General features: G+C 38.1%; 1 protein-coding gene. It reads right to left on the bottom strand.

Annotated features, from left to right (window positions below; all coding sequences use genetic code 11):
• On the bottom strand, positions 1-554 hold a 554-nt coding region (locus tag MWU65_RS17520; RefSeq protein ID WP_247079967.1), incomplete at both ends, for a fasciclin domain-containing protein.

The following is a 554-nucleotide window of genomic DNA, read 5'->3' as shown; positions in this document are numbered from 1 at the left end:
AACTAGTAGCGATAAATCATCGGTAGCAATTGCAAGTTCTACAATATTAGGTTGTAAAGCATCAACAATGATTTGTGGTAATAATACTTTATCTACAATATGTACCACACCATTTTTAGCGGCTATATCTGCTGCTGTAACTGCAGCATCTGAATCGGTTGCATCTTGTATAAAAACACCTCCATTTAAGTTAATAGTTACATCTTCGCCTTGGGCTGTAGTGATCATTTGTTCGTTCGATAAATCAGAAGAATAGGCGGCAGTACCAGCAACAACGTGGTATTTTAAAATTGTAGCAAGCATCTCTTTTTCTTCATCCGTGTCAAAATCTGCAAGACTCATGTAATTATCTCCTAGATTGTCTAGTAGTGCTGCAAAAGCGGCATTAGTTGGAGCAAAAACCGTAAATGGCCCATCAGTTCCAAGTAATTCCACCAGGCCAGCATCAGCTTGTTGTAGGGCGTCAACTAGTAGCGATAAATCATCGGTAGCAATTGCAAGTTCTACAATATTAGGTTGTAAAGCATCAACAATGATTTGTGGTAATAATACTT

The sequence above is a fragment of the Cellulophaga sp. F20128 genome, assembly GCF_023015805.1.
GTDB lineage: Bacteria > Bacteroidota > Bacteroidia > Flavobacteriales > Flavobacteriaceae > Cellulophaga.
This window is presented reverse-complemented; position numbering and strand designations above follow the sequence as displayed.